Origin of the sequence: Actinomadura pelletieri DSM 43383 (assembly GCF_003634705.1) — a bacterium.
GTDB lineage: Bacteria > Actinomycetota > Actinomycetes > Streptosporangiales > Streptosporangiaceae > Spirillospora > Spirillospora pelletieri.
In genome coordinates, this window is record NZ_RBWU01000005.1 from 288,489 (window position 1) to 312,727 (window position 24,239).

The following is a 24,239-nucleotide window of genomic DNA, read 5'->3' on the forward strand; positions in this document are numbered from 1 at the left end:
GCCGAATGGCCACCCCTCCGTGTTCAAGGGGTGGCCAGGGGTATTCAGGTTCCGGCGGCCTCTGCAGTTGACGATTGCGCCTCCTTCTCCACATACTCCCGGGCTGCCGTCTCGTGAGCTTCCAGGATGTGCCGCACGGCATCCCCGGGGTCGTCCGTGAGGTACAGCAGATCCGGGTCCTCCGGCGAGATCATGCCCTTGGCCAGGAGAGTTCCCTTGATCCAGTCGAGAAGACCACCCCAGAACTCGGTGCCCACGAGGACGATCGGGAACTTGGTGATCTTCTTGGTCTGTACCAGGGTGACGGCCTCGAACAGCTCGTCCAGGGTGCCGAACCCACCGGGCAGCCCGATGAAGGCCTGGGAGTACTTGACGAACATCGTCTTCCGGACGAAGAAGTAACGGAACTCGAGCCCGATGTCGAGGTAGTCGTTGAGCTTCTGCTCGAACGGCAGCTCGATACCGAGCCCGACGGAGAGACCGCCGTTCTCGTCGCAGCCCTTGTTGGCGGCCTCCATGATTCCGGGGCCGCCGCCGGTGATGACGGCGTAGCCGGCGTCGTGGAGGCGCGCGCCGATGTCGACGGCGAGTTCGTACTCCTCGGTGCCCGGCTTCGTCCGGGCGCTGCCGAAGACGCTGACGGCCTTCGGCAGCTCGGCCAGCAGGCCGAAGCCCTCGACGAACTCCGCCTGGATGCGCAGCACCCGCCACGGGTCGGCGTGCACCCACTCCGCGGGGCCGCGACTGTCGAGGAGGCGTTGGTCGGTGGTGGTCTGCGGGACGGCCCGCCCCCGCAGCACGGCCGGTCCCTGCCGGCGCGAGCGGGAGTTCACTTCCGATGTCATGGGGCCACGGTAGCCGGAGCCTCCAGCCACGTGCGCAGGCGTTGCTCACACTCGGCTATGAGAGGAATCTCGACGTGTTCGTCCTTCGTGTGCGCGAGGGTGGGTTCGCCGGGGCCGTAGTTGACGGCGGGGACACCGATCTCCGCGAAGCGGGCCACGTCCGTCCAGCCGAGTTTCGCGCGGACGTCGGCGCCGCTCGCCGCGACGAACGCCGCCGCCGCCGGGTGCGTCAGCCCGGGTCGCGCCGCGGCGGCGCGGTCGGTGATCGTCACCTGGAAGTCGGCGAAGATTCCACGAACGTACGCCTCGGCCTCCTCCACGGACTTGTCGGGAGCGAACCGGTAGTTCACGGTCACGACGCATTCGTCGGGGATGACGTTCCCCGCGACGCCGCCGCTGATGAACACGGCGTTCAGGCCCTCGTGGTACTCCAGGCCGTCCACGACCGGACGGGACGGCTCGTACGCGCGCAGCACGTCCAGGATCCGCCCGGCGGTGTGGATCGCGTTGGAGCCCATCCAGGCCCGCGCGCTGTGCGCCCGCTCCCCCGTCGCCGTGACCTCGGCGCGCAACGTGCCCTGGCAGCCGCCCTCGATCAGCCCGCCGGTCGGCTCCATCAGCACCGCGAAGTCGCCCGCGATCAGGTCGGGACGGGACGCCGCGAGCCGCCGCAGCCCGTTCCGCTCGGCCTCGATCTCCTCGCAGTCGTAGAACACGTACGTGAGATCGCGGGTCGGCTCGGGGACGGTGGCGGCCAGGCGCAGCGCGACGGCGACGCCGCTCTTCATGTCCGTCGTCCCGCATCCGTAGAGCCGGTCGCCGACCACCCGCGACGGCAGGTTCCCGTTCAACGGAACCGTGTCGAGATGTCCGGCGAGGACGACCCGTTCGGACCGTCCGAGGTCGGTGCGCGCGACCACGCTGTTCCCGACGCGTTCCACCGTGAGGTGCGGCAACGCGCGCAGGGCCTCCTCGACGGCGTCGGCGAGGGCCTCCTCCGCGCCGCTCACCGACTCCATGTCGACGATGGCCGCCGTGAGGTCCACCACGTCCGAGTTCAGATCCAGGCCCATGCTCAAGTCCTATCATCGCGAGCGTGGACCTGCCTGTGCTGGAGTGCGCCGTCCACTGGGCGCGCCCCACCGACACCCCCGACATGCGCGCCCTGCTGACCACCGAGGAGCGCGACCGCTACGACCGTTTCCTCCGCCCCGCCGACAAGGCCCGTTTCGTCACCGGACGGTTCCTGGCCCGTACCGCCCTCGCCGCGGCCACCGGACTCGACCCGGCGACCATCCGGTTCACCACCGACTGCCCGCACTGCGGCGGCACGCACGGCAAGCCCCGCGTGCCCGGCTCCGGCGTGGACTTCTCGCTCTCCCACTCCGGCGAGCGCGTCGTCGTCGTCCTCGCCGAGGGCGTCGAGGTCGGGGTGGACGTGGAGCAGGAGAACGACCGCGACGTCGACCGGCTCGCCGAGGCGGTCCTCGCCGCGCCGGAACGCGCGGCGCTCGCCGCCATGGCCGACCGCGGCCGCGGTTTCCACTGCTACTGGACCCGCAAGGAGGCCCTGCTGAAGGCGACGGGCCACGGTCTGGCCGCGCCCATGACCGAGATCCACGTGTCGGCGCCCGACGAGCCCGCCGAGGTCGTCGCCTGGGACGGCGAGGCGGCGGTCTCGCCCGTCCGCCTCGCCGATCTGGACCCCGGGCCCGGCTACGCCGCCGCGGTCGCCGCGCTCACCGACCGGCCCCTCAAGATCACCGAACTCAGGTGTTGACGCCGTGGTCCCGCAGGATCTCGTTGAGGGACGCCTTGTCGTGCCGCCGCCCCTCGTCCAGCCGCTTGAGGATCAGCACCGCCGGTAGCCCGAAGGTGCCGCCCGCGAACTCCTTCTGCCGGGTGCCGCCGACCGCAACGCACCAGTCGGGGATGCGGCCCCGGCTGATCTCCTCGCCCGTCTCGACATCGATGACCGGCATGGACGCCGACAGGTTCGTGCCGGACCCGACCACCGCGCCGCGCCCCACCCGGGCGCCCTCCACGATCATCGACCGGCTGCCGATCATCGCCTCGTCCTCGATGATCACCGGCTTGGCGTTGGGCGGCTCCAGCACGCCGCCGATCCCGACACCGCCGGACAGGTGCACGTTCTTGCCGATCTGCGCGCACGACCCCACGGTCGCCCACGTGTCGACCATCGTCCCCGAGTCGACATAGGCGCCGATGTTGGTGAACGACGGCATCAGCACCACGCCGGGCGCGAGATGCGCGCCCCACCGGGCGATCGCGCCGGGGACGACGCGCACGCCGTCCAGCCGCGTCTTCAACGGGATGCGGTCGTGGTACTGGAAGTCGCCGACCTGGGAGCGCACCATGCCGAGCACCTTGAAGCTCAACAGGATCGCCCGCTTGGCCCGCTCGTCGACGACGACCTCGTCGGTGCCGGGGTCGATCTGGGCGACCCGGGCCTCCCCCGAGTCGAGCTGGTCGACGGCGGCGACGATGGCGGCCTTGGCGTCGCCGTCCTCGGGGGTCAGCTCGGCGCGCCGCTCCCACAGCTCGTCGATGACGCCGGAGATCGGGCTGGTGAACGTATCGGTCATGGCCACTGAGCTTACTGGTGGCCCGTTCCCGGTACCGTCTTCGCGTGGCTGTTTGGGCGAGGATGAAGACGCCGCCGCACGAGGGACCGGACGGCGGCGGCCACCGGGGGCGGCGCTGGGCGGCGGGCGTGTCCATCGTGGTGGTGCTGATCGGCGTGGCCGCATACGCGCTGTTCCACAAGGCCCGCCCCTACCTGCACGGCACCGGCTGCGAGGTGACCACCAGCGCCGGCAAGATGCCCCTCGATCTGGAGCAGGCCGCCAACGCCGCCACGATCGCGGCGGTCGCCCTCCGCAAACGGCTTCCCGAGCGGGCCGCGGTGATCGCCTACGCGACCGCGATCCAGGAGTCCCACATCCGCAACCTGCCGGGCGGCGACCGCGACTCGGTCGGCATGTTCCAGCAGCGCCCCTCCCAGGGCTGGGGCGAACCGCATGTGCTCCGCGACCCCGTCGCGTCCACCACCAAGTTCTTCAACGCGCTGGTCAAGGTGAAGGGCTACCTCGACCGTGACCTGCACGACGCGGCGCAGCGCGTGCAGCGCAGCGCCGACGGCCGCGCCTACGCCCGCCACGAGGACGACGGCACGGTCCTCGCCGCCGCGTTCACCGGACGCGAGGCCGCCGCGGCCCGCTGCTGGTACCCGCCCGGCAAGCGGACCGCGTCCCGCCGCCCGGAGGCGCTGCGGGAGATGCGCCGCGCGTTCGGCGACGACCTCCGCGTCGGCGGCCCCGGCCCGATCAAGGCCGGCGCCGCCCCCCGCCCCGAGTCCTGGAACGCGGTGAAGGTCGCCAACCCCCGGGAGGGCTGGACGGTCGCCGCGTGGGCGGTGACGCACGCCCAGCCCTACGGCCTCACCGAGGTCCGCTACGCCGGCCGCCACTGGCGCGCCGACGCCGGCCACGACGGCTGGACCAAGGACCCCGCCGCCCCCACCCACACAGTGATCATCAAGTGACATATTGAGTTTTGCTCTGATTTGGTGAGTTTGTTTACTTTGTCGCCATTAAAGGTGATCATGTGGGCGACCGCACCAACGAAGAGGAGTACATCATGAGGCGACTCTTAGCGCGTGTCTCACTTGTGACGGCGGTGGCGGCGGCTTCGACGATGGGGCCGGTGTCCCTCGCGTCCGCGTCGACCGGCGCCACCTTCCACGGCTGCCCCGAACGCTCGCTGTGCGGCTGGTCGGAGCCCTACTTCCAGGGCGAGATGACGACGTGGGAGGCAGGCCGCGGATGTTTCAACACGCCGTTCCCGATCCGCTCCGCCGCCAACACCTGGAAGGGCGGTATCGACGTCGTCCTGTACCTGCTCCCAGGTAAGGATTGCGAGGGCGAATACGACACGTCGGTGACCCGCAGCGAGTCACGCCCCTTCTTGCCCATCGCGGCTCTCAGCGTCGATTCGGTGTGGTGAAGTTCGGCCCGCTTGTGCCACTCGTGTGACGGGAACCTTCTCGGAGCGGGGTTCGACCTGGACGTCGGTGGCCTCGCCGCGGGTGTTGGCGGAGCGGAGCGCGACGACGGCGGCGGCCGCGAGGAAGATGCTGCACACGAGCAGTGCCCTCGCGAATCCCGAGGTCATGGCCTCCGCCGCGGGCCTGCCGTCCGCGAGCAGGGACTCGGTGTGGGACGTGGCCACCGCGGAGAAGATCGCCAGGCCGAGCGCGCCGCCGATCTGCTGGGACGCGTTGAGCAGCGCGGCGGCGAGACCGGCCTTGTCCGCGGGGACGTTCGCGTTGGCCGCGGTGGTGATGGAGACGAACGCCATGCCGAGGCCGAACGAGGTGACCATGAGGCCCGGCAGCAGGTCGGTCAGGTACGCGCCGTCCACGGGGATGCGCGACAGCCAGTAGATCCCCGCGCCCGTCACGAGCAGGCTCACGACGATCAGCGGGCGGGTACCGGTGCGGGCGACGAGTCGCGGGGTGATTCCTGCGGCGACGCCGACGCCGACGCACAGCGGCAGGTAGGCCGCGCCGGTCCTCATCGGGGAGTAGCCGAGGATGTTCACCATGTAGAGGCTGAGGAAGAAGAACATCGAGATGAGCCCGGCGACCGCGACGAGGCAGGCGACGTTGGTGACGCCGAGCCCGCGCACCCGGAAGATCGACAGCGGGAGCAGCGGGTTGCGGTGGCGTAGCTCGTTGACGACGAACGCGGTCAGCAGCACGACGGTCCCGGCGAGGCCGCCGATGGTGCGGGCCGCGTCCCAGCCGACCTCCGGGGCCTTCACCAGGGTGAAGACGAGCAGCAGCATGCCGGAGGTGACGAGGACCGTCCCGCCGATGTCGAAGCGGGCCAGGTTCGCGGACCGGCGGTCGTCCTCCACCAGCAGGAACAGTCCGATGATCACCAGGACGCAGACGGGCGCGTTGACGAGCATCACCCAGCGCCAGTCGAGCGTCTCGGTGAGCACGCCGCCGAGCAGGACCCCGGCGGCGCTGGCGCCTCCCGCGACGCCTCCCCACGCGCCGAGGGCCTTGGCGCGGTCGCCGCCCTCCTTGAACGTGGTCGTCAGGATCGACAGCGTTCCGGGCAACATCAGTGCCGCCCCGACGCCCTGCGCGAGCCGCGCACCGACCAACATCCCCGAGTTGACTGCCAGCCCGCCGACCAGGGACGACAGGGAAAACAGGACCGTCCCGGCCAGGACGACGCGGCGACGGCCGAGCAGGTCGGCGAGGCGACCGCCGAGGAGCATGAACCCGCCGTAGGTGAGCAGGTAACCGCTCGGGACCCACTGGAGGTCCTGGACGGAGAAGTCCAGGTCCCGCCGGATCGCGGGCAGCGCCACGTTGACGATCGAGGCGTCGATGAAGTCGAGGAACGCGATGGCGCACAGCAGCGTCAGGGTCAGCTTGCCGCGCCCGGTCGCGAGAAAGGACGGGCGAGTGTCCGTCATGGGAACCTCCGTGTTCGTGCTTGTCGCCCTCCTTGAGGGGATTCGGAGCGCCGAATGTGACACGACCGACGGATGATGAGCTTCACATCACATTTCGGCGGGAGATGTCACATTCCGGGTGGCGGGCGGCTCTCGGGGGTGAGCGCACTGGAGGTCAGCCATGCCGGACCGCATCACCGAGGACGTCGCCACCCGCGCGTACGCCGATCATCGGGAGCTGCTGTTCTCGGTCGTCTACAACCTGCTCGGCAGCGTCGCCGACACCGAGGACGTCCTGCAGGACACGTGGCTGTCCTGGACGGCCAGGCACGCCGCGGACGGCGCGGACGGCATCGAGAACCCCCGCGCCTACCTGGTGCGGATCGCGGTGAACACCGCCCTCGCCCGGCAGGCCGACATCAGCCGCCGCCGCGAGACGTACCTCGGGCCGTGGCTGCCCGAACCGCTGGTGAGCCAGCCGGACGCGGGCGTGTCCGCCGAGCGGACCGAGGCGGTCTCGATGGCGCTGCTGGTGGTGCTGGAGACGTTGACGCCGCTGGAACGGGCCGTGTTCGTGCTGCGGGAGGTCTTCGGCTACGCGCACACCGAGATCGCGACGATCCTCGACCGGAGTCCGTCCGCGGTGCGGCAGCTCGCGCATCGGGCGCGCGAGCACGTCCACGCGCGCCGTCCACGCTGCCAGGCGGATCCGAAGGTGCAGCGGCAGGTCACGGAGCGGTTCCTCAAGGCGGCGCTGGGCGGCGACCTCGCCGGGCTGCTGGAGCTGATGGCGCCGGACGTGACGCTGTGGCGGGACGCCGGCGGCGCGCGGGGGCCGCTGCGTCCCGTGCACGGTCGCGACAAGGTGGCGCGTGTCATCAGCGCCACCGCGCGGCAAGAGGACGCCGAGCGGCTCGACGTCCGGTACCGCACGGTCAACGGCGACCCGTCCGCGGTGCTGTTCGACGCGGACGCGCCGTTCGCGGTCATGGTCCTGGACCTCGCTCCGGACGATGAGCGCGTCCGCGGCATCTATGCCGTGGCGAACCCCGACAAGCTCTCCCACATCGACGAGAAATAAGCTACTTTGTTGGTAGGGATAGTTCCCCGGGTGAGGCGACCGGGTCCGGTGTGGGTGGCACCGGACCCGGTACAGCCCCCCTACGCAGGGGATTTCGTGCATGACGGCCCGCTGCGGGGGAAGACGGGTCCCCATGGACATACCCCGGACTCTCGTGATGACCGGGCACTTCCCCCCGGAGCCCGGGGGTGTGCAGACGTTCACGTGGGAGCTGGTGCGGCGGTTGCCCGCAGACCGGCTGCTGGTGGTGGCGCCCGCCTGGCCCGGGGCGGCGCGGTTCGACGCCGGGCTGGACTTCCCGGTCGTCCGGCGGCACTGCTACCTGCTGTTCCGGGGGCTGCGGCGCCTCGCGGCCCGGCATGGCGTCGAGGCGTGCTGGATTCCCGCGGTCGCGCCGTTCGCGATGTACGCGCCGCTGGTGCGGGCGGCGGGCGTGCGGCGGCTGGTCGGCTCCACCCACGGCCAGGAGATCGGCTGGTTCCGGGCCGGGCCCACCCGGGCCGCGCTGCGCGCCGTCGCCCCGGCCTTCGACGCGCTCACCTTCCTCACCGCCCGGACGCGCGGCGAGATGGCGGCGGTCCTCGGCGACCGGACACGGCTGGTGCAGCTCGCCGGGGCCGTCGACCCGCTGCGGTTCCGTCCCGGCCTGGACGGCGGGGCGGTGCGGCGGCGGCACGGTCTCGGCCCGGGGCCGGTGGTCCTCAGCGTCTCCCGGCTCGTCCGCCGCAAGGGCCATGACCGGTTGCTGGACGCCTGGCCCGACGTCGTCCGGCGCCATCCCGGGGCCCGGTTGGTGATCGTCGGGGACGGGCCCACGCGGGCCCCGCTCGCCGACCGGGCGGCGCGGGAGGCACCGGGCTCGGTCACGCTCACCGGGGCCGTCTCCGCCGCCGACCTGCCGCGCTACTACGCCGCCGCGGACGTGTTCGTCCTGCCGTGCCGGGACGAGCGGCGCGGCCTCCAGGTCGAGGGACTCGGCCTGTCGGTGCTGGAGGCGTCGGCGGCGGGGCTGCCGGTCGTGGTCGGACGGTCCGGCGGCAGCCCCGAGTCCGTCCTCGACGGGCGCACCGGCCACCTCGTCGACGCGACACGCGCGGACGGGCTGGCACGCGTCCTGAACGACCTGCTGGCAGACTCGGCCCGTGCCCGCCGCATGGGGGACGAGGGCCGCCGCTGGGTGCGCGAGACATGGTGCTGGGACCGGGCGGCCGCCCGGCTCGCCGCGCTGCTGCGCGGCGCTCCCGTCGAACCCGCGGACCGGTGGGACGCGCGGTCTCAGGACGCGGTACGGGGGGTCGAACCCGCATGGGACTCAAGGAGCAGCTGAACCGCCGTGACTTCCGGCGGCTCATGGTGGGCCAGACGGTCTCCTCTTTAGGAGACTGGATGGGGACGCTCGCCCTCATGTACTTCGTGCTGGAGCTGAGCGGATCCACGACGGCGGTGGGCGGCGTGCTGGTGCTGCGCCTGCTCCCGTCGGCGCTCGGCGCGCCGGTCGCCGCGCGGGTCGTCACCCGGTGGCGGCGCCGCACCGTCCTGCTGAACTCCGACCTGATCCGGGTCGGGATGGCGGTGGCGCTGCCCGTCCTGCCGTGGCTGTGGTGGGTGTACTTCTGGGCGTTCGCCATCGAGGTCGTCGGCCTGTGCTTCCTGCCCGCCCGGGACGCCGCCATCCCGTTCCTGATCGAGGACCGGGACGAGAGCAAGCACGGCGAGGAGCACGACACCGGCACGCTGGAGGTCGCCAACGGCATCACGATGGCGACGTCCTACGGGATGATCCCGGTGGGCGCGGGCGCGTTCGGGTTGCTGCTGTGGGCGTCGAACAACGTCGGGTGGGAGGGCCACTGGCGTTATGTCCTGGTGTTCTGGCTGAACGCGCTCACCTATCTCGTGTCGTACTTCGCGATCCGCTCCATTCCCGATCTCGGCCCCGCGCCGGGCGAGCGGTGGACGGCCGCGGACCGGGACGCCAAGCAGCAGGGCGGGTTCCTGGACGCGCTGCGGCTCCGCGTCGTCCGTGGCGTCCTGCCCGGGGTCGCGGTCGTCTCGCTCGGGCTGGGGGCGTTGTTCTCGCTCGGGGTGGTTTTCGTCCGGAACGTCCTGGACGCGAGCCCGGTCGGGTTCGGGGTGCTGGTGGCGCTGTTCGGCGTGGGCGCGGTGACCGGTCTGATCATCGTCCGGCGTGGCCGGTGGCATCTGGTGACGCAGATCAGGACGGCCGTCGCGTTGCAAGGCGCGACGATCGCCATGATGGGCCTGGTCGCCTCGATCACCTGGTCGTTCGTCGGCGCGGTCGTGTTCGGTGGGGCCGCCACCGCCGCGCTCGTCGGCGGGATCACGTACCTGCAGGAGAGCCTGGAGGGGTATCCCCGGAACCTGGCGTTGACGGCGTTCCACGCCGTCCTGCGGTTCGGGCTGGCGCTCGCGGCGCTGCTGTCGGGCGCCGCGGCCGACCTGCTCGACCGGTGGGACGTGAGCCCGCTCGGGATGGTCCCGGCGCGCCTGGTGCTGGCCCTGTCGGGTCTGGTGGTCATCGCCGGGACGTTCCTGATCCGCGCCCCCGCCCCAGCGTCGGATCGTGACCCGGGGCCGGCCTGAGCTGGAAAAGTGCAATGTCGGTCCCGTGGGATAGAAGGGTTCCATGGACTTCAAACTGGAACTGGTGACCATCCCCGTCTCGGACGTGGATCGATCGATCGCCTTCTACACCGAGACGGTCGGCTTCAACCTCGACCACGATCATCGGGTCAACGAGAATCTTCGCTTCGTGCAGCTGACGCCGCCCGGGTCGGCGTGTTCGATCGCCTTCGGGACCGGGCTGGAGGACGCCATGGTCCCCGGCTCCCACCAGGGGCTGCAACTCGTCGTCGAGGACGCCGACGCCGCCCGCGCCGCACTCGTCGCCCGCGGGGCCGAGGTCAGCGAGGTGCAGGACTTCCCCTGGGGACGCTTCGTCTTCTTCAAGGACCCAGACGGCAACGGGTGGAACGTCCAGGAACTCTCCCACCGCTCCTGACGACGCGCGCTCGGGCCCGCGTCCCGCCCGCCGTCAGAGCGCGGAGCTGAACCTCATGCGAACCGGTGACTCGGCCGCCGTCGCCGGGTCGCCCACCAGCAGATGCACGTGAAGGTGCCGGATCGTGCCGCCGGTGCGCTCGCAGAGACCGTTGCGGACACCGATCCCGTAGCTGTCGAGGCCGTACTTCTCGCGTGCGAAGAGCAGCGCGTCGAAGAAGCCCGTCCGAGCCTCGTCGGAGAGGTCCGCCATGTCCGTGACGTGCTCTGTGGGGATGAGGAGCAGGTGCAGGCTCGTGCTCTTGTAGGGGAAGTCGTTGGGCGCGATCGTCCATGACCCGCCGCTCCAGACGGGCTCCAGCCCGGAGTGCTCGGCGAGCCCGTCCGGGCAGAACAGGCAGACCCCTCGCCGCTCCAGATCCTGCATACGGAGCAGCTGCTCCTGCGTGCGGTGGTTCTCCAGGCAGTAGAGGCTCACGCGCCGGTCCTGCGGTAGGTGATGATCGAGAACGGGATCTCGCTCGTCTCGCCGCTCTCGTCATCGCGTTCGACTTCGGTGAACCCGTCGAGCCACCCCGCGGGCATGCTGACGTCCCCCTCGAACTCCCGATGCACCCGGGTCAACACGATGCGCTCCGCCTGCGGAAGCACCGCTTCGAACACGGCCCGGCCGCCGATGGCGAACACCTCTCCATCGCCGAGCCGCCGCGCCACTTCGAGCGCCTCGTCCATGGACGACGCCCAGTGCAGCTCTCCCTCGGACGTCGCACCGCCCGCCGACCGGCTCACGACCACCGACGTCCGCCCCGGAAGCGGCTTGCCCAACCGCCGCACGATCGAGTCGTGGGTACGCCGCCCCATGAGAACGGTGTGGCCCATCGTCACCCGCTTGAAATGCCGGAGATCCTCGGGGATGTGCCAGGGAAGTTCTCCGCGCGCCCCGATGACGTCGTTCTCCGCCGCGGCGACGACGATCGTGACCGTCATGTCGCCACCGGGATCCGGGAAATCGCCGGATGCGGGTCGTAGTCGGTCACCTCGAAATGTTCCGCCCGGAAGTCGTGGATGTCGCCGACCTTCTTCCCCTCGGCATTCAACGTCACCGTCGGAAGTCGCCGTGGCTCCCGTTCCCTCAGCAGTTCCACGCTCTCCCACTGGTCCTCGTAGATGTGGGCGTCGGAAATGGTGTGGTAGTAGTGCGACGCCTCGACGCCCGTGAGGTGCGCCAGCATCAGCGTCAGCGCCGCGTACTGCACCATGTTCGACGGGACGCCGACGGGGACGTCCCCCGACCGCTGGAACATGTGCAGATGCAGCCCGCCGCCGAGCACGCGCACATGAACCCACCCGTGGCAGGGCGCGATCGTGGAGCCGCTGATCTTCCCTCTCCCCCGGGTCTGGTACTGCGGAATCCACGGTGAGACGAAATGCGTCCGAAGGTCCGGCAGGTCGCTGATCTGCTCGACCAGATGCTTGAACTGGTCGAAACCCTCACCCTCGCCCGCCGGGAAGTCGTGAAAGGCCGCCCCATAAGACCCGGGACCGAGGTCGCCGGGCGGAAGGCCACGCGAGGACGTCTTCTTCTCGGTCGCCCAGGGCCCCCACCAGTCGCAGCCGAACTCGGCGAGCTCGTCCAGGGTCCGCGCACCGTTGATGAAGGCGCACAGCTCACCGATCGGCTTTCGCCAGAAACTCCCCATATTCCGGTCCGGAATGAGCGGGAACCCATTGGACAGATCATAGGAAAGCGTCTGCTGCATCAACGTGAACGCTTTGGGCCCCTGCCGGGTGGGAACCGGAATGCCCTCGTTCGAGATACGCTCCAGCAGATCCCGATACTGCGAATCGGGCGTCCGTTGCTCCACGGGCTTGTACGACATGGGGTTTCACTTCCGCGCGACTACCAGGCTCCGGCGGGCCGGACTGCCGAGGCTACCACCGGCGCGACCACCGCCTGGGCGGCACCCGCCGGGCCGCGCCGCAGGCCGGGCGGCCTCCCCGGCGCACGCCAAGCGCTACGATGACACCGGTAGACGCGCTACCAAGGTAAGGGACGACATTGTTCTACGAGGGACTGTTCGACGACGCGTCCAGCTTCGATCAGCGCTTCGTCACCGACGAGACGCGGCTGCGCGAGATCGTCTCGGCACTTCGCACCCTCGGGCAGAAGATCGTCCTCACCAGCGGCTCGTTCGACATTCTCCACGAAGGCCATTCCCGCTATCTCGAAGCGGCACGCGGATTCGGCAATTTCCTCATCGTCGGTGTCGACAGCGACGCCAAGGTCCAGGCCAGAAAGGGACGCCACCGCCCGGCCGTACCGGAGATGGAACGGCTGCGCATGGTCACCCACCAGCGCGGAGTCGGCCTTGTCACCCTGAAAAGGGAGACCGACCCCAAATGGCATCTCATCAAGCTCGTCCGTCCCGACATCCTCGTCGCGACCGCCGAGACCTACACCCCCGAGGAGATCGCCGAACTGGAGTCGAAGTACTGCGGCCGGGTCGAGGTCCTGGAACGCATGTCGACCGTGAGCACCTCCGCGCGCCTGCGCCGCATCCAACTGGGTGCCATCGACTCCCCTGCCGCGCGCCCCCACACCCCCGACAACCGCGACAAGCAGATCCTTCTGTACCTCCCGGTCCTGACGTCGGCCTTCGAGTCATTCCTCGACCGCCACAACGACGCCTCCGAAATCCTGATCCTCGGCCGCGGTTTCGCGGACGCGTTCCCCGTCATCCGCAAGGACATCCGCGCTCTCGACCCCGACCGCGCCGCCGACTATCTCCGCCATTCCCGCCCGTCGACGGTCGTCACCGTCGTCGAGCCCGCGGACCTGCCGGACGCCGTCCACGCCGACGAACTCACCGTCCCCGACGACGCCCTCATGCGCGATGTGATCGAGGCCCACGACCTCGCCGCCCGCACCAAGGTCACCTTCGACCCGGTGTTCCTCTTCTGGGACCGCGAATGGAGCCGCGCCGGACGCCCCGCCGACCACGACGGCGCGGTCAGCACCGACGAACTCGCCCGCGAGTACACGGCACTGGCCCAGGCCCTGGCGTCCCGCAGCTCCGACTGGTGGCGCCGGGTCGGCGCCGTCATCGTCGGCGAGAACGGCGTGATCGACGAGGCGTGGAACCACCACCTCCCCACCGAGTACGCCCCCTACATCGACGGCGACCCGCGCAACAACTTCCGGCGCGGCGACCGCGCCGACCTCTCCACGGCCATCCACGCCGAGGCGTCCCTCATCGGCCGCGCCGCCCGCAAGGGCGTCTCCCTCGAAGGCACGGACCTCTACGTCACCACGTTCCCGTGCCCGTCCTGCGCCCGCCTCATCGCCGAGTCCGGCATCCGCCGCTGCTTCTTCACCGGCCCCTACTCCGTCCTGGAGGGCGACCACGTCCTCCGCTCCGCCGGAGTGGAACTCATCTGGGTCGACACCACCACCCCGCCCACCCCCTGACCGCGCCGGCCCGTCAGATGCCGAGGGAGCGTCCGATGATTTCCTTCATGATTTCGGTGGTGCCGCCGAAGATGGTGTGGGCACGGACGTCGCGGTAAGACCTGGCGATGGGGTATTCGGTCATGTAGCCGTAGCCGCCGTGGAGTTGGACGCAGCGGTCCACGGTGGTCTTGAGCAGTTCGGTGGTCCAGTACTTGAGCATGGCGGCCTCTTCGGCCGACAGTTCGCCTTTTCCGTCCTTGACGATGCACTGGTCGGTGAAGGCGCGGGCGACGGTGAGTTCGGTCTTCATCTCGGCGAGGGTGAAGCGGTTGTGCTGGAACTTGCCGATGGGACGGCCGAACGCCTCGCGGGTCTTGGCGTAGTCGAGGGTCCGCTCGAACGCGGCCTCGGCGGCGGCCAGGGCGGAGACGCCGATGGAGAGGCGTTCGCGGGCGAGGTTCTGCATCAGGTAGACGAAGCCCATGCCCTCCTCGCCGAGGAGGTTCGCGGTGGGGACGCGGACGTCGTCGAAGAACAGTTCGGCGGTGTCCTGGGCGTGCATGCCGATCTTGTCGAGGTTGCGGCCGCGGGAGAAGCCGTCCATGCCGCGTTCGACGGCGAGGAGGCTGACGCCCTTGGCCCCGGCGGACGGGTCGGTCTTGGCGACGACGATGACCAGGTCGGCGAGGACGCCGTTGGAGATGAACGTCTTCGAGCCGTTGAGGACGTAGTGATCGTTTCGTTTGACGGCGGTGGTCATGATGCCCTGAAGGTCGGAGCCCGCGGCGGGTTCCGTCATTCCGATCGCGGTGATGGTCTCGCCGGAGCAGTAGCCGGGGAGCCAGCGGGCCTTCTGCTCGGGGGTGCACAGGCGGCGCAGGTAGGCGCCGATCATGTCGTTGTGGACGGCGAAGCCGGGGCCGTGGATTCCCGCGCGGGCCATTTCCTCGTTGAGGACGACGTAGTAGCGGTAGTCGGATTCGCCGCCGCCCCCGTACTCCTCCGGCATGTCGATGCCGAGGAGGCCCGCGCGTCCGGCGGCCAGCCACACCTCGCGGGAGACGACGCCGTCCTTCTCCCATTGCTCGTGGAAGGGCGCCGCCTCCTTGGCGATGAAGGCGCGCACCATTTCGCGGAAGGTCTCGTGTTCCTCGGTGAAGATGTCGCGTCCCATCCGGCGGTCCCCTCGGTGAAAGTCAGGCCCGGTACAGGATCAATGTACGTTCAGGCGTTCTTCCATTCGTCGCGCGCGTACTCGACGAGACGGGGATGGACGAGCGTGTTGATCTCCACGGCGCGGACGCGGCGGTCCTTGGGGAACACCGTCGCCGCCTGGAGGAGTGGGGCGTCCAGGAAGCGGAGGGCGGGCGCGTTGGGCGCGAGGGCCGGGGTCGGCTTCTGGGTGGGCGAGGCCAGGACGTAGCCCCAGTCGCCGAAGCTCGGCACGTCCACGTGGTAGGGGGTCGTCGCGAAACCGGCGGCGGCGATGGTCTTCTCGATGCTCCAGAACGACTTCGGCGCGAAGAACGGCGAGCCCGACTGGACGACCATCCGCCCGCCCGGTGCCAGCGCCCGTTTCACCATTCCGTAGAACTCGACGGAGTACAGCTTCGCGGTGGACACGTCGTCGGGGTCGGGCATGTCGACGATCACGGCGTCGAACTGTTGGTTCAGGCCGCGCAGCCACGAGAACGCGTCCGCGGCGACCACGTTCGCGCGGGGGTCGTCGAACGCGTGACGGTTGAGGGACGCGATGGGCCCGTAGGTGCGGGCGAGGCGCAGCATTTCCGGGTCGAGTTCGACGAGCGTCACGGAGTCGACGTCGTCGTAGCGGAGGACTTCGCGCAGGGCCAGGCCGTCACCGCCGCCGAGGATCAGGACCTTGCCGTGCGGGCCCGGCATCACCGGGTGGACGAGCGACTCGTGGTACCGGTACTCGTCCACGGACGAGAACTGGAGATCGCCGTTCAGGAAGAGGCGGACGTCGGGGCGGCCCGAGATGGAGACCGCCCGGGTGATGACGATCTCCTGGTAGCCGGTGCGCTTCGACAGGGCGATCGGATCGGCGTACAGCGCCTGCCGCGCGGACACCTCGAAACCGTCCGCGAGCGAATACGTTCCGCCGAGGACGGCGAGGACCGCGACCATGCCGAGGCCGAGCGCGACCTTCGCGAGGCGGCCGATCTGGTGGCGGAACAGCCAGAGGACGACCGCGATCCCGGCGACCGCGTTGACGACGCCGACCAGCAGCGCGCCCTTGATGTGCCCGAACGCCGGCAGCAGCAGGAACGGGAACGCCAGCCCGCCGATGAGCGCCCCGACGTAGTCGGCGGCGAACAGGTCGGCGACGGCGCTGCCCGCGTCCTGCCTGCGGATCCGCTGGAGCAGCGTCATCAGCAGCGGGATCTCGGCGCCGATCAGCGCGCCGACCGCGAACGCCACCACCACCAGCGCCGGGACGTACAGGTTGAGCCACGCGAACGCCGCGTACAGCGCCAGGACGGACAGGCCCCCGGTGAGGGCGAGGGCGCCCTCCACGACGGCGAACGCCACGACCGGACGGCCCTGCAACGGTTTCGCGGCCAGCGACCCGATGCCCATCGCGAAGACCATGACCGACAGCACGATCGACGCCTGGGTGACGGAGTTCCCGACGAGGTAGCTGCCGAGCGCGACGAGCGCCAGCTCGTACACCAGCCCGCAGGCCGCGCAGGTGAACACGGCCGCCAGGACCAGCGCCCGCGCGACCCGCGCCGGAACGCCCGGCCCGGCGGGCCGCTCGTGTTCGGGCCGGTCGTGTTCAGGCCGGTCGTGTTCGGGCCGGTCGTGTTCGGGCCGGTCGTGTTCGGGCTGTGACCGCTCAGCCGGTGACGGCTCCGCCACCGGCGGAGCCGTCTCGTCCACGTCGCGGGACGTCAGGAGACCGCCCCGGCGACGATCGCGGCGACGCCCAGGTCGGCGGCGGCGACCACCCACCCGGCGGGGTGGATGCCCGATCCGGCACGTTCCGTGTCGACGAGCGTGGCGCCGAGCTTGCCCGGCGTGGTCACGTCGAGGAGCACGAACGCGATGATCATGAGAATGATCCCGATGCCGCCGAACACCGCCGTGTCGACCAGACCGTCGCTCAGGTCGTTGTCACTGGTGATGATCGCGGTGGTGACGATCGCGCCGATGCCGAGGAGTTTCGCCGACAGCAGCAGCGCGGCGCCCCGGTTGCCGTCGGTCCAGATCTGCTTGCCGAGCCGGCCGGGGGTCGTCACCTCCACCACCAGGTAGCCGATCGCCATCAGGGCGATGCCGATCGCGCCGTAGGCGAAGGTGGCGCCGATCTCGTCCAAGAGGTCGTCCATCTGTTGCTCCTTATTTGCCCGACCCTGGCCCGCCGCCGCGGAAGTTCGCGGCGCCGCTGCTGGTCCAGCCGTTGCTGCCGGGCCTGGCCCAGTACCCGCTGACGTGGGAGTAGTAGCGGTCGTAGCCGCGTCTCGGCGTGGAGAGGGTGATCTGGCTGCCCGGACCGTTGGGCAGGACGCCGACGACCAGCTTGGGGTAGCGCAGGAAGATGCCGCCCGCCGCGCCCCTGGTCGCCAGGCTGTCCACCCGGTCGATCGCCCTGAACTTCTTGTTGATCTCCGTGGCGACGGTCTGCGGCGCCTTCGGGGACCGGTAGGTGTCCGTTCCCGCCTTCTTGTACTTGTCGCCGATCCAGGACTCCTGGGAGGTGCCTCCGCAGCCTCCGAGCGCCAGGACCGTCAGGGCGGCGGCGCAGCCGGCGCCGATCATCCGGTGTCTGCTGTTCACGTTGGTCTCACCAGTCGGCTCCGCGTCATCACGATCTCCCGGGTCTGTGGATAGGCGTGCCACGTCCGCCAGCCGATCCCGGTCTCCTCCGGTGCGGGGGTCCGTGCTTCGGGGGTGTGCGGTCGGGGACTCCGTCCGGCGGCACGTTCCAGGACGGTCTGTTCCAGCGCGAGGGCGGTCACGGCGTGCGGGGAGCCGGGGAAGTCCCCGGTGAGTGCGTCGCCGCGGTCGGCGAGCCGCTCGCGGAGGGCCTCGACGGCGCGGCGGAACGCCGAGTCGTCGCTGAGCGCCGCCGTGGTCGCGGCGAACTCGTACGTCCAGCCGGGCAGGTCGGTGCTCGCGTGTCCGGGCAGCGGCTCGGCGTCGCCGGGCAGGCACGCCACCGTCTCGCTGAGCGGACCGGCGATGACCTGGTGGGACGCGCCGAGAAGCCGCATCTCGACGGTCAGCCCGCCGCGTTCGACCGGCAGGACGGCGAGGGCGTCCAGCGGCGGCAGGCCGAGCGCGAACGACAGCGCGTCGGCGCGTGCGTCGGCGTAGGGGGTGTCGAGGGGGGTGTGCACCGGTCAGCCACCGCTGCCCGGATAGATCGTCATCGAACCGGTCGGGACGCGTTCACCGAGCCCCGCCTCCCACCGGCCGCCGCCGTACTGCTCGAACGACAGGTACTTGCCGCGCGGGCCCTCGTAGTCGACGTACTCGACGCGTCCCTGGACGCCGACGCCGGTCGTGCCCTCGCTGGTGTAGTCGGCGGTGCCGTGCTCTTCACGGCGGTACTCGACGCCGTCGACGACGATGGTCCGCTCGGTGGGGGTCAGTTCGCCCGGGTCGTGTTCGGTCCACCAGACGACTTCGAGGTCGGGGTCCTCCTCGACGGAGATCCACACCTTGGTGCCCTCGATCGTGTCGGCGTCCAGGAGGTGCTCGCTCCAGGTGTAGCCGCCCTCCTTGAGGCGCAGCGAGCCGCGCACGAAGTAGCGGGTGCCGAGGTACTCGACCATGTCGCCGGCCTTCAGCGTCCGCGGGTCGCCGGCCACCTGGTCCTCGGCGGCGAACGGGTCGCGCGGCGCGGCGGGCGCGGGCGCCGGGGCGGACGGACCCGTCCCGGAGCGGCGCCGCAACAGCACGATGATCAGCACGATCAAGGCGACCAGGATCAGCGCCAGCAGAATCACTATCACTGGTCCACTCATGTACACCTCCATCGTTTCGTCTACCGCACGGCCTCAGACCAGCGGGATACTACCGACTGTGGCCTCCCAGGCCCATACCGCGTTCAGACGTATCAAACGAGCCATCGGTTGCACGCGAATTAGCCCGAACCGAAACAAAACCGCTTGGAGCGGCGTGACCAGGGTCAGAGGCGGCCGACGGCGGCGGCGACACGGTCGTCGGTGGCGGTGAAGGCGATCCTGATGTGCCGGGCGCCGCCCGGACCGTAGAACTCGCCGGGGCCGACGAGGACGCCGAGGGACGCCAGATGCGCGACGGTGTCCCAGCACGGCTCGTCCCGGGTGGCCCACAGGTAGAGGGACGCCTCGGAGTGGTCGACGCGGAAGCCGTGCTTCTCGAACGCGGCCCGCAGGTCGGCGCGGCGGCGCGCGTACCGCGCCCGCTGCTCGTCGACATGGGCGTCGTCGTCGAACGCCACCGTCATCGCCGCCTGCACCGGAGCCGGGACGATCATGCCCGCGTGCTTGCGGACCTCCAGCAGCCGTTTCACCAGGCCGAGGTCACCGGTGATGAACCCGGCGCGGTAGCCCGCCATGTTGGAGCGCTTGGACAGCGAGTTGATCGCGAGGAGCCCCTCGTGGGACCCGTCGCACACGTCCGGATGAAGGATCGAGACCGGCGGGCGCTCCTCGTCCCAGCCGAACTCCAGGTAGCACTCGTCGCTGACGACGATCGACCCGCGCCCGCGCGCCCACGCCACGACCTTGCGCAGATGCTCGGCGGGCAGCACCTTCCCGGTCGGGTTGGACGGCGAGTTCACCCACACGATCTTGGGCGTGACCGGGCCGAGGGACAGCAGCCCGTCCGTACGGACGGGCACGGCCCCGGCCAGCCGCGTGCCGACGTCATAGGTCGGATAGGCCAGCTCGGGGAAGACGATCTTGTCGCCGGGCCCGGCGCCGAGCAGCGTCGGGAGCAGCGCGACCAGCTCCTTCGTGCCGATCACCGGGAGCACCGCGGCGGGATCGGCGCCGGACACCCCGGCCCGGCGGCGCAGCCATCCCGCGACCGACTCGCGCAGCCGCGGCGTCCCGTAGGTCGCCGGATATCCGGGCGCGTCGGCCGCTCCGGCGAGGGCGGCCCGGACGGGTTCGGGCGTGGGGTCGACGGGTGTGCCGACCGACAGGTCGACGATGCCGTCCGGGTGGCTCAACGCCCGTTCCTTGTAGGGCGCCAGCCGATCCCATGGGAAGTCCGGCAGCGTGAACACGTCCCCACCCCTCATCCGAAACCGTGGAGCCGTGGCCCCCGCACAGGGAGGCCACGGCCCGGAAACCACGCAGACGGCCCTTCGAACGCGCCCTTGCGGACGCGTTCGTAGGGCCTCCCGGCTCAGTCCTCCTGGCTCTGCGGAGGCAGCGCGGCGACGATCGGGTGGTCCTTGTCGATCTTCCCGACCTTGGAGGCGCCACCGGGCGAGCCGAGGTCGTCGAAGAACTCCACGTTGGCCTTGTAGAAGTCCTTCCACTGCTCGGGCGTGTCGTCCTCGTAGTAGATCGCCTCGACCGGGCAGACCGGTTCGCACGCACCGCAGTCGACGCACTCGTCCGGGTGGATGTACAGCATGCGCTTGCCCTCGTAGATGCAGTCGACCGGGCACTCCTCGATGCATGCCTTGTCGAGCAGGTCAACGCAGGGCTGCGCAATGACGTAGGTCACGTCAGTGACTCCTCTCGGATTTCCGGCCCCGCCGCACGTCACGGCTCACCGCAAGCTCGCTGTGAATAGTATGGCCACCACGGCGCCGTCGATTCGACACGGGGGGTGCACACGTGGCCGGCCGATTCGCCGCACGGCTGGTGGTGACCATCAGCGACGCCGACGTGGGCCGGCGAATCTCCCTGCGCCGCCGTCTGCCAACGGGAGAGTACAGCGACGTCGTGGGCGTCCTCGAATCCTGGGCGGACAAGATGTTGTCAGTGCGCCGCCGGACCGGTGAACTGGTCGAGGTGCCGGAGGAGACGATGGTCGCGGCGAAGGTCGTCCCACCGACCCCGCCGCCCCGCCGGCGCCCTCGCGAGGCGCCCTGAGGCGGCCCCTCGGGCACCCCGAGGGGTCGTGGCGAGGCGGCCTCCCTCAGCGGAACTCGATGCGGCTCAGGGCGGTACGGGCGAGCCTCTCGGCGTCGGCGCCCGCCTGTTCCTTCGGGCGCCGGACGGTGTACTGGATGTCGAGCAGCACGTTCCGGTGCCGGACCAGCAACCGGATGTCGGTCACGCCGTCGCTCCGGTGGACGGTGACGCTCCGCCACGCCTGGTCGCCGAGGCCGGGGACGTCGCCCGTGATGAGCGTCCAGTTCTTGCCGGTCGTGATCCGCTGCCGCGCCACGGTTTCGGCGGAGCGCCGGGAGTCGGCGTAGCTGGCGCGGGCCTCCTCGATGGCGCCGGTGAAGCCGCTCCGGCGCTCCAGCTCCACCTCGATCTCCAGGTCACCGTCGTCGCCGTCCGAGTAGCTACAGTCGGACGAGGGGGCCAGGCGACCGTCATAGTGGTTGCCCCTCGCGCCCTGGTGGCCGGGGAGCAGTTGCCTGGCCAGGACGGGGTCGGCGACCGCGCAGGCGCGCGGCAGGGTCTGCGCCTCCTCACGGCCGGGCCACCAGGCGTCGAGCCAGGGGCTCCAGGCGAGCGTCGCCGCTGCTCCGAATATCAGGAGCATGCCCACCTGCACCATGCGGACGGCCGGCGCCGGGGGCTTGTTCACGCTCATGCGTGGGGGCGCCAGGGCCGCCAACGCGTCCACCGTGGCGTCGAAGCCGGGGTCACGGGCGAGGAGGCCGACGCGCGGCGCGGCCAGCTGTTGCGGCTTGCCCTTCTGCCGCTGGACGATCACGATTCGGCCGAACAGGGACGGCGTCACCGACACGCCGGTGACGTCGTGCCACGTGATCTCGGTGGTGCGCCGGATGAGGCGGTTCCGGATGCCTTCCGCGTCGGCCTCGGTCCGTCCGCGCAGCAGCTTGAGGGCCAGCGTGATCCAGTACACCGTGGCCATGGCCGAAAGACCGATCATCGGCGACAGCTGGACGGTGCCGAAGGCGCGCGCCGCGACGGCCACGATCACGATCATCGCCGGCACCACCCACAGCAGCGGGCGCCGTGACGGGCGGAGCGAAAGCGGCCGCGCCGGCGGGCGTGGCGCTTCTCCGGCGCCGTCCTCGTCCAGGGAGGCGCGCTCCCGGATGAGGGCGACGGTGTCGTCGAAGTCCAGACCCTCCGATGTGGTGCCGTTGTCGACGACGGCCGCCAGCGTGAGCTGCCCGCCACCGCGGAGCACCAGAGTGATCGTCCGGGGCGGAGAGTCCAGGCCCACGATGTCCTCGATGTCGTCCCAGGGGACGAAGACCTCCTTGCGGATGGACCGGTTCCTGATGCCGTCCGGGCCCAACTCGGTGCGGGCGCGCACGACGCTCAGCACGATGAACATCGCGCCCGCCACAAGCAGGACGGCCCCACCGCCGGCGGCGATGGCGCCCGTGGTGCCCAGGCCGAGCAGCGCCCAGGCGCCCAGCCCCGCCGCGCCGGCCAGCAGTAAGGCGACGAACGGCGGAGCCTTCTTCCACTCGAGCCGCCGGACGATCGTCGACGCCGTGGGTTCCGTCCTGCCGGGACCCGGCTGTGCGGGGGGCCGTTTGGGGGGCATGGCCATGCGTGTCTCCGGAAGGGTCGGGTTCTTCTTGAACGCGCAAGGTATCGGAGACGCCCGGCCGGGAGCGGGCCGTTCGGGGCGAGCCGCCATGTGGGAGAAACGCCGCCCGGCGGTGATTGTCCGATAAATTGTGACAGTGAATTGGGCCGTGACGACGTACGACTCCGCCTTCGGGTACGTCTCCGCGCACGGCGCGCCCCTGGTCGACCTGCTCGATCCGCAACCCGGTGAACGGATCATCGACCTCGGGTGCGGTGCCGGGGCGTTCAGCGCGGAGATCGCAGAGCGAGGCGCCGAGGTGCTCGGCATCGACGGGAACCCGGACATGGTCGCGCAGGCGACCGCCACGCAGCCGGGGCTGTCCTTCGTCGTCGGCGACGCCCACGACTTCACCGTCGGCGAGTCGTTCGACGCGGTCGCCTCGAACGCGGCCCTGCACTGGATGACCCGCGACCCCGACGCCGTGATCGGACGCGTCCACGCCGCGCTGCGGCCCGGCGGCCGGTTCGTCGGCGAGCTCGGCGGCGCCGGGAACTGCGCCGAGCTGATCGTCGCCATGCAGACCGCCTGGCGGGTGTTCGGTCTCGGCGAGCCGGAACTGCCCTGGTACTTCCCGAGCCCCGCCGAGTACGCGGCGAAGCTGGAGGACGCGGGTTTCACGCTGCGGCTGCTGGAGCACGCCGACCGGCCGACCCGGATGACGGAGGGCCCGAACGGCGCCGCCGACTGGGTCCGCGCCTACGCGAGCCGCGCGCTCGCCGACGTCCCGCCCGAGCTGGTCGATCCGCTGCTCGACCGGGTGAACGACCTGGCCGCGCCCGCACTGCGCCGCGAGTCCGGATGGGTCGCCGACTATGTGCGGCTGCGGTTCGCGGCCGTCCGCAAACCGGACGGCGCCGCGCCGCTGCCGGGCGCGATGCCGTTCGGCCCGACACCGTCCGGCCCGCTGATCTGACCCGCCGATCCGCCCCCGGGGCGGCCCGCCCTAGGGTGGGGGCATGCTGCGGGTGTTCGACCATCGCACCGGGCGGCCGGAGCCGCTGCCCGCCGGGCCGGGGCTGCGCGTCCAGGTCATGGACGCGGCGGGCCGCCGCGTACCGGTGGTCGCCGACCTGCTGCGCCGGGTCGCGCAACGGGCCGGGCGCCGCGTCCGGGTCGCGTGCGTCCCGTCGCTCGCCGGCGAGGGTCTGGCCGAGTACAGCGTCGCGCCGTTCGAGGTGCTCGACGCGCCGATGCCGGACGCCGACCTGTACGTGTCCGAGACACCCTCGGACGGGTGGTGCCTGACCGTGCCACGCGAGACGGGCGACTGGACGTCCGTGGACCCCCTCACGGCTCGGCTGGCGATGCTGGAGGTCCCCTACCGGGAACCGCTGGAGGCGTCCGGGACGCGGCTGTCGCGGGCCGCGCACCGTCTGGACACATGGCGCGGCCAGGTCGCGGAATGGGCGACGGCCGCGGGACGCCCCATGAGCCGCGCGTACGCGACGGAGGCGGAGGCCGCCCTGGCGAACGACCTGGACGCCCCGGCCGCGCTCGCCGTCCTCGACCGTCTCGCGGGCGACCCGGACGTGCCGCCGGGCGCGAAGCTGGAGACGTTCATCCACCTCGACCTGCTGCTGGCGCTCGGTCTCGTCTCGGCGATCGGCAGCGGCTGAGATCAGCGGTGCCT

At 70.8% G+C, this 24,239-nt stretch carries 27 protein-coding genes; 11 read left to right on the forward strand and 16 right to left on the reverse strand.

Annotated features, from left to right (window positions below; translation table 11 throughout):
• Window positions 1–44: 44 nt before the first annotated feature.
• A complete protein-coding gene (locus BZB76_RS23170; protein WP_121436514.1) occupies window positions 45–845 on the reverse strand; it encodes an LOG family protein in 801 nt (266 codons plus the stop codon).
• Window positions 842–1,918: a succinyl-diaminopimelate desuccinylase gene (dapE, locus tag BZB76_RS23175; RefSeq protein WP_121436515.1), complete on the reverse strand. Its 1,077-nt coding sequence runs from the start codon at window positions 1,916–1,918 to the stop codon at window positions 842–844. Before dapE ends, BZB76_RS23170 begins: the two co-directional genes overlap by 4 nt.
• A gap of 23 nt (window positions 1,919–1,941) precedes the next feature.
• Here dapE and BZB76_RS23180 point away from each other — a divergent pair, with 23 nt between their 5' ends.
• Window positions 1,942–2,625: a 4'-phosphopantetheinyl transferase family protein gene (locus tag BZB76_RS23180; RefSeq protein ID WP_147449502.1), complete on the forward strand. Its 684-nt coding sequence runs from the start codon at window positions 1,942–1,944 to the stop codon at window positions 2,623–2,625.
• Here the strand turns inward: BZB76_RS23180 and BZB76_RS23185 are convergent.
• Window positions 2,615–3,451, reverse strand: coding sequence for a 2,3,4,5-tetrahydropyridine-2,6-dicarboxylate N-succinyltransferase (locus tag BZB76_RS23185; RefSeq protein ID WP_121436517.1), 837 nt, complete (start codon window positions 3,449–3,451; stop codon window positions 2,615–2,617). The genes BZB76_RS23180 and BZB76_RS23185 overlap by 11 nt on opposite strands.
• Before the next feature lie 44 nt (window positions 3,452–3,495).
• Between BZB76_RS23185 and BZB76_RS23190 the strand changes: the two genes are divergently transcribed.
• Both BZB76_RS23190 and BZB76_RS23195 read left to right on the forward strand, forming a co-directional pair.
• Window positions 3,496–4,410, forward strand: coding sequence for a hypothetical protein (locus BZB76_RS23190; protein ID WP_246007132.1), 915 nt, complete (start codon window positions 3,496–3,498; stop codon window positions 4,408–4,410).
• 62 nt (window positions 4,411–4,472) lie between these two features.
• The gene (locus BZB76_RS23195; protein WP_147449503.1) at window positions 4,473–4,871 is read left to right on the forward strand and encodes a hypothetical protein; all 399 of its coding nucleotides are present in this window, start codon (window positions 4,473–4,475) and stop codon (window positions 4,869–4,871) included.
• On the opposite strand, the gene BZB76_RS23200 is transcribed toward BZB76_RS23195, so the two are convergent.
• Window positions 4,821–6,359 carry an MFS transporter gene (locus BZB76_RS23200; RefSeq protein WP_121436519.1) on the reverse strand — a complete coding sequence of 513 codons (1,539 nt, stop codon included), beginning with the start codon at window positions 6,357–6,359 and terminating at the stop codon, window positions 4,821–4,823. The genes BZB76_RS23195 and BZB76_RS23200 overlap by 51 nt on opposite strands.
• Window positions 6,360–6,519: 160 nt before the next feature.
• Here BZB76_RS23200 and sigJ point away from each other — a divergent pair, with 160 nt between their 5' ends.
• The 4 genes from sigJ (at window position 6,520) to BZB76_RS23220 (ending at window position 10,438) form a co-directional block, all read left to right on the forward strand.
• Window positions 6,520–7,419 carry an RNA polymerase sigma factor SigJ gene (sigJ, locus tag BZB76_RS23205; protein ID WP_121436520.1) on the forward strand — a complete coding sequence of 300 codons (900 nt, stop codon included), beginning with the start codon at window positions 6,520–6,522 and terminating at the stop codon, window positions 7,417–7,419.
• 190 nt (window positions 7,420–7,609) lie between these two features.
• Window positions 7,610–8,746 carry a glycosyltransferase family 4 protein gene (locus BZB76_RS23210; protein ID WP_246007133.1) on the forward strand — a complete coding sequence of 379 codons (1,137 nt, stop codon included), beginning with the start codon at window positions 7,610–7,612 and terminating at the stop codon, window positions 8,744–8,746.
• The gene (locus BZB76_RS23215) at window positions 8,725–10,020 is read left to right on the forward strand and encodes an MFS transporter (protein WP_170180712.1); all 1,296 of its coding nucleotides are present in this window, start codon (window positions 8,725–8,727) and stop codon (window positions 10,018–10,020) included. Before BZB76_RS23210 ends, BZB76_RS23215 begins: the two co-directional genes overlap by 22 nt.
• 43 nt (window positions 10,021–10,063) lie before the next feature.
• Entirely contained in the window at window positions 10,064–10,438 is a 375-nt protein-coding gene (locus BZB76_RS23220; protein ID WP_121436522.1) for a VOC family protein, read from the forward strand.
• 33 nt (window positions 10,439–10,471) lie between these two features.
• Here BZB76_RS23220 and BZB76_RS23225 read toward each other — a convergent pair whose 3' ends face one another.
• Genes BZB76_RS23225 through thyA form a run of 3 tightly spaced genes read right to left on the reverse strand, consistent with a single transcriptional unit; the run spans window position 10,472 to window position 12,317 of the window.
• Window positions 10,472–10,915, reverse strand: a complete 444-nt coding sequence (locus tag BZB76_RS23225; RefSeq protein ID WP_121436523.1) for an HIT family protein — start codon at window positions 10,913–10,915, stop codon at window positions 10,472–10,474.
• Complete coding sequence (locus tag BZB76_RS23230) at window positions 10,912–11,424, reverse strand: dihydrofolate reductase (RefSeq protein WP_121436524.1); 513 nt, start codon at window positions 11,422–11,424, stop codon at window positions 10,912–10,914. The genes BZB76_RS23225 and BZB76_RS23230 overlap by 4 nt, the downstream gene beginning before the upstream one ends.
• A complete protein-coding gene (gene thyA, locus BZB76_RS23235; RefSeq protein ID WP_121436525.1) occupies window positions 11,421–12,317 on the reverse strand; it encodes a thymidylate synthase in 897 nt (298 codons plus the stop codon). Before thyA ends, BZB76_RS23230 begins: the two co-directional genes overlap by 4 nt.
• 179 nt (window positions 12,318–12,496) lie before the next feature.
• On the opposite strand from thyA, the gene BZB76_RS23240 reads away from it, so the two are divergent.
• Entirely contained in the window at window positions 12,497–13,906 is a 1,410-nt protein-coding gene (locus tag BZB76_RS23240; RefSeq protein WP_121436526.1) for an adenylyltransferase/cytidyltransferase family protein, read from the forward strand.
• 13 nt (window positions 13,907–13,919) lie between these two features.
• On the opposite strand, the gene BZB76_RS23245 is transcribed toward BZB76_RS23240, so the two are convergent.
• From BZB76_RS23245 to fdxA, 8 genes are all read right to left on the reverse strand, one after another.
• Window positions 13,920–15,062 carry an acyl-CoA dehydrogenase family protein gene (locus tag BZB76_RS23245; RefSeq protein ID WP_121436527.1) on the reverse strand — a complete coding sequence of 381 codons (1,143 nt, stop codon included), beginning with the start codon at window positions 15,060–15,062 and terminating at the stop codon, window positions 13,920–13,922.
• A gap of 50 nt (window positions 15,063–15,112) precedes the next feature.
• Entirely contained in the window at window positions 15,113–16,624 is a 1,512-nt protein-coding gene (locus tag BZB76_RS23250; RefSeq protein ID WP_246007191.1) for a polyamine aminopropyltransferase, read from the reverse strand.
• A 179-nt stretch (window positions 16,625–16,803) separates the two neighbouring features.
• A complete protein-coding gene (locus tag BZB76_RS23255) occupies window positions 16,804–17,241 on the reverse strand; it encodes a DUF350 domain-containing protein (RefSeq protein WP_121436528.1) in 438 nt (145 codons plus the stop codon).
• Between the two features lie 10 nt (window positions 17,242–17,251).
• Window positions 17,252–17,689 carry a DUF4247 domain-containing protein gene (locus BZB76_RS23260; protein WP_246007134.1) on the reverse strand — a complete coding sequence of 146 codons (438 nt, stop codon included), beginning with the start codon at window positions 17,687–17,689 and terminating at the stop codon, window positions 17,252–17,254.
• On the reverse strand, window positions 17,686–18,252 hold the full coding sequence (locus tag BZB76_RS23265) for a DUF2617 family protein (protein WP_121436529.1): 567 nt from the start codon (window positions 18,250–18,252) through the stop codon (window positions 17,686–17,688). Before BZB76_RS23265 ends, BZB76_RS23260 begins: the two co-directional genes overlap by 4 nt.
• A 3-nt stretch (window positions 18,253–18,255) precedes the next feature.
• Window positions 18,256–18,882 carry a DUF4178 domain-containing protein gene (locus tag BZB76_RS23270; protein WP_121436884.1) on the reverse strand — a complete coding sequence of 209 codons (627 nt, stop codon included), beginning with the start codon at window positions 18,880–18,882 and terminating at the stop codon, window positions 18,256–18,258.
• 164 nt (window positions 18,883–19,046) lie between these two features.
• Window positions 19,047–20,132 carry a succinyldiaminopimelate transaminase gene (gene dapC / locus BZB76_RS23275; protein ID WP_121436530.1) on the reverse strand — a complete coding sequence of 362 codons (1,086 nt, stop codon included), beginning with the start codon at window positions 20,130–20,132 and terminating at the stop codon, window positions 19,047–19,049.
• A gap of 122 nt (window positions 20,133–20,254) precedes the next feature.
• Window positions 20,255–20,581: a ferredoxin gene (gene fdxA, locus BZB76_RS23280; protein ID WP_117400147.1), complete on the reverse strand. Its 327-nt coding sequence runs from the start codon at window positions 20,579–20,581 to the stop codon at window positions 20,255–20,257.
• Window positions 20,582–20,694: 113 nt separating this feature from the next.
• On the opposite strand from fdxA, the gene BZB76_RS23285 reads away from it, so the two are divergent.
• Window positions 20,695–20,952: a putative acetyltransferase gene (locus tag BZB76_RS23285; protein WP_121436531.1), complete on the forward strand. Its 258-nt coding sequence runs from the start codon at window positions 20,695–20,697 to the stop codon at window positions 20,950–20,952.
• Between the two features lie 46 nt (window positions 20,953–20,998).
• Here BZB76_RS23285 and BZB76_RS23290 read toward each other — a convergent pair whose 3' ends face one another.
• Window positions 20,999–22,567: a hypothetical protein gene (locus tag BZB76_RS23290; RefSeq protein WP_121436532.1), complete on the reverse strand. Its 1,569-nt coding sequence runs from the start codon at window positions 22,565–22,567 to the stop codon at window positions 20,999–21,001.
• A 148-nt stretch (window positions 22,568–22,715) separates the two neighbouring features.
• Here BZB76_RS23290 and BZB76_RS23295 point away from each other — a divergent pair, with 148 nt between their 5' ends.
• Both BZB76_RS23295 and BZB76_RS23300 read left to right on the forward strand, forming a co-directional pair.
• Window positions 22,716–23,522, forward strand: a complete 807-nt coding sequence (locus BZB76_RS23295) for a class I SAM-dependent methyltransferase (RefSeq protein WP_246007135.1) — start codon at window positions 22,716–22,718, stop codon at window positions 23,520–23,522.
• Between the two features lie 43 nt (window positions 23,523–23,565).
• Window positions 23,566–24,225 carry a hypothetical protein gene (locus tag BZB76_RS23300; RefSeq protein WP_121436534.1) on the forward strand — a complete coding sequence of 220 codons (660 nt, stop codon included), beginning with the start codon at window positions 23,566–23,568 and terminating at the stop codon, window positions 24,223–24,225.
• The last annotated feature ends 14 nt before the right edge of the window (window positions 24,226–24,239 follow it).

Excerpts from the sequence above, each read along its gene's own strand:
- BZB76_RS23255 (WP_121436528.1), bottom strand. The coding sequence starts at position 17,241 with ATGGACGACCTCTTGGACGAGATCGGCGCCACCTTCGCCTACGGCGCG.
- BZB76_RS23270 (WP_121436884.1), bottom strand. The coding sequence starts at position 18,882 with ATGAGTGGACCAGTGATAGTGATTCTGCTGGCGCTGATCCTGGTCGCC.
- BZB76_RS23220 (WP_121436522.1), top strand. The coding sequence starts at position 10,064 with ATGGACTTCAAACTGGAACTGGTGACCATCCCCGTCTCGGACGTGGAT.
- BZB76_RS23230 (WP_121436524.1), bottom strand. The coding sequence starts at position 11,424 with ATGACGGTCACGATCGTCGTCGCCGCGGCGGAGAACGACGTCATCGGG.
- BZB76_RS23245 (WP_121436527.1), bottom strand. The coding sequence starts at position 15,062 with ATGGGACGCGACATCTTCACCGAGGAACACGAGACCTTCCGCGAAATG.
- sigJ (WP_121436520.1), top strand. The coding sequence starts at position 6,520 with ATGCCGGACCGCATCACCGAGGACGTCGCCACCCGCGCGTACGCCGAT.
- BZB76_RS23200 (WP_121436519.1), bottom strand. The coding sequence starts at position 6,359 with ATGACGGACACTCGCCCGTCCTTTCTCGCGACCGGGCGCGGCAAGCTG.
- BZB76_RS23170 (WP_121436514.1), bottom strand. The coding sequence starts at position 845 with ATGACATCGGAAGTGAACTCCCGCTCGCGCCGGCAGGGACCGGCCGTG.
- BZB76_RS23215 (WP_170180712.1), top strand. The coding sequence starts at position 8,725 with ATGGGACTCAAGGAGCAGCTGAACCGCCGTGACTTCCGGCGGCTCATG.
- BZB76_RS23185 (WP_121436517.1), bottom strand. The coding sequence starts at position 3,451 with ATGACCGATACGTTCACCAGCCCGATCTCCGGCGTCATCGACGAGCTG.
- BZB76_RS23300 (WP_121436534.1), top strand. The coding sequence starts at position 23,566 with ATGCTGCGGGTGTTCGACCATCGCACCGGGCGGCCGGAGCCGCTGCCC.
- BZB76_RS23290 (WP_121436532.1), bottom strand. The coding sequence starts at position 22,567 with ATGGCCATGCCCCCCAAACGGCCCCCCGCACAGCCGGGTCCCGGCAGG.
- dapE (WP_121436515.1), bottom strand. The coding sequence starts at position 1,918 with ATGGGCCTGGATCTGAACTCGGACGTGGTGGACCTCACGGCGGCCATC.
- thyA (WP_121436525.1), bottom strand. The coding sequence starts at position 12,317 with ATGTCGTACAAGCCCGTGGAGCAACGGACGCCCGATTCGCAGTATCGG.